General features: G+C 69.9%; 8 protein-coding genes. 4 read left to right on the top strand and 4 right to left on the bottom strand.

The window, feature by feature from the left end; all coding sequences use genetic code 11:
* Positions 1-111: 111 nt before the first annotated feature.
* The 3 genes from RT2_RS06155 to RT2_RS06145 are packed head-to-tail and all read right to left on the bottom strand — an operon-like array spanning position 112 to position 2710.
* Entirely contained in the window at positions 112-753 is a 642-nt protein-coding gene (locus tag RT2_RS06155; protein WP_072843657.1) for a Maf family protein, read from the bottom strand.
* A complete protein-coding gene (locus RT2_RS06150) occupies positions 750-1052 on the bottom strand; it encodes an acyl-CoA carboxylase epsilon subunit (RefSeq protein ID WP_245709414.1) in 303 nt (100 codons plus the stop codon). Before RT2_RS06150 ends, RT2_RS06155 begins: the two co-directional genes overlap by 4 nt.
* A gap of 17 nt (positions 1053-1069) precedes the next feature.
* Positions 1070-2710 (bottom strand): acyl-CoA carboxylase subunit beta, encoded by a 1641-nt coding sequence (locus RT2_RS06145; protein WP_072843655.1) that lies wholly within the window; start codon positions 2708-2710, stop codon positions 1070-1072.
* A gap of 159 nt (positions 2711-2869) precedes the next feature.
* Between RT2_RS06145 and RT2_RS06140 the strand changes: the two genes are divergently transcribed.
* A complete protein-coding gene (locus RT2_RS06140; protein ID WP_072843654.1) occupies positions 2870-3712 on the top strand; it encodes a biotin--[acetyl-CoA-carboxylase] ligase in 843 nt (280 codons plus the stop codon).
* Positions 3713-4000: 288 nt separating this feature from the next.
* Here RT2_RS06140 and RT2_RS06135 read toward each other — a convergent pair whose 3' ends face one another.
* Positions 4001-4420, bottom strand: a complete 420-nt coding sequence (locus RT2_RS06135) for a DUF7144 family membrane protein (protein WP_072843653.1) — start codon at positions 4418-4420, stop codon at positions 4001-4003.
* Between the two features lie 203 nt (positions 4421-4623).
* On the opposite strand from RT2_RS06135, the gene RT2_RS06130 reads away from it, so the two are divergent.
* From RT2_RS06130 to RT2_RS06120, 3 genes are read left to right on the top strand one after another with little or no spacing between them, the layout of a single operon-like run.
* A complete protein-coding gene (locus RT2_RS06130; protein WP_072843652.1) occupies positions 4624-5067 on the top strand; it encodes a DUF6069 family protein in 444 nt (147 codons plus the stop codon).
* Positions 5064-6290: an AI-2E family transporter gene (locus tag RT2_RS06125; protein WP_304363107.1), complete on the top strand. Its 1227-nt coding sequence runs from the start codon at positions 5064-5066 to the stop codon at positions 6288-6290. Before RT2_RS06130 ends, RT2_RS06125 begins: the two co-directional genes overlap by 4 nt.
* Positions 6291-6307: 17 nt before the next feature.
* Positions 6308-6847, top strand: coding sequence for a PH domain-containing protein (locus RT2_RS06120; protein WP_072843650.1), 540 nt, complete (start codon positions 6308-6310; stop codon positions 6845-6847).
* The last annotated feature ends 31 nt before the right edge of the window (positions 6848-6878 follow it).

The following is a 6878-nucleotide window of genomic DNA, read 5'->3' as shown; positions in this document are numbered from 1 at the left end:
GGACGGGCCCCCGGTAGGGACACGAAATCGCCCACCGACAACCGTGATCGCGGTTGTCGGTGGGCGATTTCTTCAGTTGGCGGGGTGCACGTTCGGTTGGCGTGCGTACGTTCAGCTGGCGGGGGTAGCGGCCCAGAGTTCGGAGATACCGACGCCCAGGTCGCCGAGCAGACGCCGGACCAGCGGCAGGCCGATGCCGATCACGCTGGACGGGTCGCCCTCGATCCGGTCGATGAACCAGCCGCCGAGCCCGTCGAGGGTGAAGGCCCCCGCGACCTGCATGGGTTCGCCGGAATCGAGGTAGGCCTCGAGGTCGTCGCCCGACGGGGTCCCGAAGTGCACCACCGTCGCGCTGTCCGCGGCGGCCTCGTCGACGACGGCGCCGTCACGGACCCGCAGCACGCAGTGCCCGGTCAGCAGGGTGCCGCTGCGGCCGGCCATGGAGCGCCAGCGGGCTCGGGCGACGGCCGCGGTGTGCGGCTTGCCCTGTAGTTCGTCGTCGATCAGCAGCATCGAGTCGCAGCCGATCACCACGGCGTCCGCGACGATCTCGGCGGGGAGGTCCGGCAGGACCGCCGACGCCTTCGCCCGGGCCAGCTCCGTGACGACGTGCTCCGGTGCGGCCCGGGGACCGAGCGCGGCTTGGATCGCGTCCTCGTCGACGCCCGAGACGTGGACGTACGGCTCGATCCCCGCCTTGCGCAGCACTGTCAACCGCGCAGGCGAGGCCGAGGCGAGGACGAGCCGGGTCACGCCCGGTTCTGGAACGAGTACGGGGAGAACGGTGCGCGCGTGCGGTGCATCTGCACCGGCTCACCCCAGCGGTCCTGCGGGGTGTTGTCCACCACGCTGTCCGCCGCCGCGGCTGCGGCCGCGAACACGGTCACCAGTGCGGCCACGTCGGCGTCCGTCGGAGAGCCCTTGAGCACCGTGAGGAAAGGCGTCCGGGTGTCGGCTGCGCCCGTCGCCGCGGCCTCCGCCGCAGCGGCGGAGTCGACGGTCGCCGCGGCCTCGGCCAGCACCTCGACGTCTTCGAGTACGGAGTCGCTCAAGATGTCGCCTGTCGTCGTCACAGCGGGATGTTCCCATGCTTCTTGGGGGGAAGCGTCACCATCTTGCGCTCCAGGAGTCGCAGGGCGGCAACGATCTGGCCACGGGTGTGCGACGGCGGGATGACCGCGTCGACGTAGCCGCGCTCGGCGGCCACGTACGGGTTCACCAGGGTGTCCTCGTACTCGTTCTGCAGCTCCAGGCGCAGCGCGTCCACGTCGGCGCCCGACGCCGCGGCGTCCTTGAGCTGCTTGCGGTAGACGAAGCCGACGGCGCCCGAGGCACCCATCACGGCGATCTGCGCGGTCGGCCACGCCAGGTTGACGTCGGCACCCATGTGCTTGGAGCCCATCACGTCGTACGCTCCGCCGTACGCCTTGCGGGTGATGACGGTGATCTTGCCGACCGTCGCCTCGCCGTAGGCGTAGAGCAGCTTCGCGCCGCGGCGGATGATGCCGTTGTACTCCTGGTCGGTGCCGGGCAGGAAGCCGGGCACGTCCACCAGGGTGATGATCGGGACGTTGAACGCGTCGCAGGTGCGCACGAACCGCGCGGCCTTCTCGGACGCGTCGATGTCGAGGCAGCCGGCGAACTGCATCGGCTGGTTCGCGACGATGCCGACGCTGCGGCCGTCCACGCGACCGAAGCCGACGATGATGTTCGCGGCGCGCTCGGCCTGCACCTCGAGGAACTCGTCGTCGTCGAGCAGGCGACGGATGACCTCGTGCATGTCGTACGGCTGGTTGGCCGAGTCCGGGATGATCGTGTCCAGCTCGAGGTCCTCGGGGGTGAGCGAGTCCTCGATGGAGCCGTCGATCGGGTCGGACGGCGCCAGGCGCGGGGCCGCGGCCTGGTTGTTCGACGGCAGGTAGGACAGCAGGTCCTTGACGTAGTCGAGGGCGTCCTGCTCGCCGGAGGCGACGTAGTGCGCGACGCCGGACTTGACCATGTGGGTGTGGGCGCCGCCCAGGTCCTCCATGGTGACGTCCTCGCCGGTGACGGTCTTGATCACGTCGGGGCCGGTGACGAACATCTGCGAGGTCTGGTCGACCATCACCACGAAGTCGGTGAGGGCGGGGGAGTAGACGTGGCCGCCGGCGGCGGGGCCCATGATCAGCGAGATCTGCGGGATCACACCGGACGCCTGGACGTTGCGGTGGAAGATCTCGCCGTACAGGCCGAGCGAGACGACGCCCTCCTGGATGCGAGCGCCTGCGCCCTCGTTGATGCCGACGAGCGGGCGGCCGGTCCGCAGCGCCAGGTCCATGACCTTGACGATCTTCTCGCCGTAGATCTCGCCGAGGCTGCCGCCGAAGACGGTGGCGTCCTGGCTGAACACGCAGACGTCGCGGCCGTCGACGGTGCCGTAACCGGTGACGACGCCGTCACCCGCGGGCCGGTTGTCGGCCAGACCGAAGTTGACGCTGCGGTGCCGGGCGAGCGCGTCGAGCTCGACGAAGGAGCCCTCGTCGAGGAGCGCGGTGATGCGTTCCCGGGCGGTCAGTTTCCCCTTGGCGTGGACGCGCTCGACGGCGGCCTCGCCGCTCGGGAGCATGGCTTCCGCCTGGCGTCGGTGCAGGTCAGCGAGCTTTCCTGCCGTCGTGTGGATATCAGGGGTGCTCGACGCCTCTTGCGCGGTGGGGTCCTGGACACTCGTCATAAGGACAGAGTTTATCCAGAGGGTTCCGGGGGCCGTCGACCGAGGGCAGATTGGGTACAACCATTGAACCCAAGCTACTGGCGAGTATCAAGTCGGCGTCGAATCGGCCGGCCGATCGGAGGGTCGCGCGCCGACCGGGCCGCCCATAGGCTCGGGGGCATGTACACCGACCTGAACCGGCCACCCCTCGACCTGGACGCCCTGCGCAAGGCCCTGGTGAGCTCGGGGCCCGACGGCGCCTCCCGGGCCCCCTACGCGAGCCTCGACCTGGTCGAGGAGACCGGCTCGACCAACGCCGACCTGCTCGCGCGCGCCGCCGACTCGGACCTCGACCGCGCGGTGCTGGTCGCGGAGTTCCAGGACCACGGCCGTGGCCGGCACGCCCGCTCCTGGGTGGCGCCGCCGCGGTCGGCGCTGTCGGTGTCGGTGCTGCTGCGCATGCCCGGCCTCGAGATCTCCAGCCTCGGCTGGCTCCCGCTGCTCACCGGGGTCGCGGTGGTCAACGCGCTGCGCTCGGTGGCGGAGGTGGATGCGAGCCTCAAGTGGCCCAACGATGTGCTCGTCGGGGGCCGGAAGGTGGCGGGCATCTTAGCGGAGGTGTCGCAGACGGTGCCGGTGCCCTCGGTGGTGGTGGGCGTCGGGCTCAACGTCAGCCTCACCGAGGACGAGCTCCCGGTCCCGACCGCGACGTCGCTGGCGCTGGCGGGCGCGGCCACCATCGACCGGGACACGTTGCTGCGCGCGGTGCTGCGGGAGTTGGCGGTCCAGTGGAACGCGTGGCGCGAGGACGGCTGGGCCACCGCGGGCCTCGCTGCGGACTACCGCGCCCGCTGCGCGACGATCGGCCAGCCGGTCCGGGTGAGCCTGCCGGGGGACCGCGAGCTCCTCGGTGTCGCGACGGACGTCGACGAACAGGGCCGCATCGTGGTGCTGCCGGACGGCGGCGGCGAGCCGGTGGCGGTCGCGGCCGGCGACGTCACGCACCTGCGGCCGCGGGACTGAGCGGGCGTCCGGACGTGTCCGGACACGACGGATCTACGGCCGCGGGACTGAGCGGGCGTCCGGACGTGTCCGGACGCGACGGATCTACGGCCGCGGGACTGAGCGGGCGTCCGGACGTGTCCGGACGCGACGGATCTACGGCCGCGGGACTGAGCGGGCGTCCGGACGTGTCCGGACGCGACGGATCTACGGCCGCGGGACTGAGCGGGCGTCCGGACGTGTCCGGACGCGACGGAGGGCGCGGGTCTGCTGGACCCGCGCCCTCCGTCGCGTCTGTGCCCGGTTGACTCAGTAGCGATCGTTGTCCCAGGTGGTCACTGCCCAGATCACCACGACGTCGAGCGCGATGATGAGGATCGACCAGAGCGGGTAGTACGGCAGCCACAGGAAGTTGGCGATGATCGACAGCGCCGCCAGCACGATGGCGGTGACCCGCGCCCAGGTGGCGCCGCTGAGCAGCGCGAGGCCCGTCAGCGCGATCAGGATGCCCACGACGATGTGGATCCAGCCCCAGGTGGTGACGTTGAACTGGTAGGTGTACTCGGGCCCGACCACCAGGACGGTGTCCTTGGCGACGGCGGAGATGCCCTGGAACAGCTGCAGGATGCCGACGGTCATCAACAGAACAGCGGCGGCGATGGAGGCCCCGGCCGCGAAACCTTGCTTGACAGTGTTCTCAGCCTGGTGGGTTGCAGTTTGGTCCGTCATGGCTGGTTCCTCTCGTCTTGTCGGTGGCGAGTGATGAGCATGGTGCGCTTCGCAAGAATTCTGTCGGCGTCGCCGCAGGTCGGACATCATCCGTGGGGGGTGACATTCGCCGGTTGCGAAGTCATCCGTCGTGGGTGATGCCGCCCCGGCCGCCCCGGTGCGAACCTCGGTGCTGATTCAGTGGCCGAGGAAGGACAACTCATTTGACGACCTATTCCGGAGCGCCGGGAGCCCGTACCCGCGGCATCGCGGCCGGCAAGTTCTGGTCCGGTGCCGTTGCCGCTGCACTGGTCACCGGGCTGACCGCGCTGGTGGTCACCCTGATCGTGCGGGTGTTCGGACTCGACCCGCTGGCACCGCCGTGGCTGCCCGACCTCACCGTGGCCGTCCGGTTCGCCGTCCTCGGGTTCGTTGCGACGCTGCTCGCCGCGGTACTGCTGTACGTCTTGTCGGCGACGACGCCGGGCGGGGAGACGTTCTTCGGCTGGATCGTCGGCCTGCTCACCCTCGCAGCGGCGGTGCTGCCTTTCGCCTACGACGCCGTCACCGGTGACCGGATCGCCACCAGCGTGGCCCATCTGGCCATCGGGCTGCCGATCCTCGGTCTGCTGCCGGGTGTCGCGTCCCGGGCGACGGTGTGGAAGTGAAGGCGTCACCCGCACCGCCGCCTGCCCCGCCCGCGGTGCTGCCCCGCGGGGTGGTCGTGCTGCTCGGCATGGCGGGCGCGGTGGTCGCGATCGCCGGCGTCCGGGCCTTCGCCGGTGTCGTCGGGCCCGTCTTCCTGGCCCTGATGCTGGTCGTCGCGGTGCAGCCGCTGGGAAACTGGCTGCAGCGCAAGGGCGCTCCCAAGTGGGTCGCCGTCATCGCGACGCTCACCACCGTCAACCTGATCCTGCTGGGGCTGGTTGCCTCGCTCGCGATCTCGATCGCGCAGCTGGCCACGCTGCTCCCCGACTACGCGGACAAGGCGGAGCAACTGCTGGCGGACGTGCAGGGCTGGCTCGCCGGCCTGAACATCGGTTCCGACCAGGTCGACAAGGCCCTGTCCAACATCGACTTCGGCAAGGTGGTGGGGCTGGTCAACGACATCCTGGTCGGGCTGCTGGGGGTGTTCTCGAACCTCTTCTTCATCCTCGCGCTGCTGATCTTCATGGCGTTCGACGCGAGTTCGTTCGGCGAGCGGATGCGGGCCGTCGCGTATTCACGACCCGACATCGCCTACGCGTTCTCCTCGTTCGCCGGCGGCACCCGCAGCTACCTGATCGTCTCGACCGTGTTCGGCCTGATCGTCGCGGTCATCGACACGGCCGCGTTGTGGGCCATGGGGATTCCGCTGCCGATCCTGTGGGGCCTGCTCGCCTTCATCACGAACTACATCCCGAACGTCGGGTTCGTGGTGGGCCTGGTCCCGCCCGCCCTGATCGCCCTGCTGCAGGGCGGTCCGGTGCTGATGCTCTGGGTGATCGTGGTCTACAGCGTGATCAACGTGATCATCCAGTCGGTGATCCAGCCGAAGTTCGTCGGCGACGCGGTCGGACTGTCGGTGACGCTCACCTTCCTGGCCCTGGTGTTCTGGGGCTGGGTGCTCGGCCCGTTGGGAGCGCTGCTGGCGATCCCGATGACGCTGCTGGTGAAGGCCCTGCTGCTCGACATCGACCCGTCGACGCGATGGGCGAACGCGCTGATCTCCGGGTCCCCGCCGACCCCGGAGGAACTGGCGACCGCGGAACAGGAGGCGGCGGAACGTGCCGCGGCGCTGCAGGCGGAGGCGCAGTTGGATGTCGCGGATGCCGCCGCGGACGCGGCGGTGGACTTGGCGGAGGACGTGGCCGGGCCGGTCGTGGAGGGCACGGTCTCCGGCCGAGCATAGGTGGCACAATTTCGCGCATGGGATACCCGGACGATGCCCTCGCCGCGGACGAGGAACTGCTGCTGCACCGGCACCCGCACTGGAAGATGCTGCTGCTGCCGGCGATCACGTTTCTCCTCGCGACGGCGGCCGCCGGGTTCCTCGCCGGCCTCGCCCAGTCGCGTCTCGAGGGGGCAGCGCGCACGGTGGCCCTCCTCGTCGTGCTCGCGGGGTGGCTCGGGATCGTGGGCTGGCGATGCGTCGGCACGCTCGTCAGTTGGAAGTCGACGCACTTCATCATCACCGACCGTCGGGTGCTGATCCGGCACGGCGTGATCACCCACACGGGCATCGACATTCCGCTGGGCCGGATCAGCAATGTGCAGTTCCGGCACGGTCTGCTCGACCGGATGCTGAGGACCGGGACCCTGGTGATCGTGTCGGCCGCCGACGATCCGCTCGAGTTCGAGGACATCCCGGACGTGCAGCGGGTGCATTCGCTGCTCTACCACCAGGTGTTCGACTCGACGTACCTGGACCCGGGGGAGAACCCCGGCGGAGCAGTCGATTTCGGCTGATCGGTGGCAACGGATACGCAGCGGTTGCGCG

Origin of the sequence: Rhodococcus tukisamuensis NBRC 100609, from assembly GCF_001894985.1 — a bacterium.
GTDB lineage: Bacteria > Actinomycetota > Actinomycetes > Mycobacteriales > Mycobacteriaceae > Rhodococcus_G > Rhodococcus_G tukisamuensis.
The sequence above is the reverse complement of the archived record's forward strand: the minus strand, read 5'-3'. Positions and strand labels throughout refer to the sequence as shown.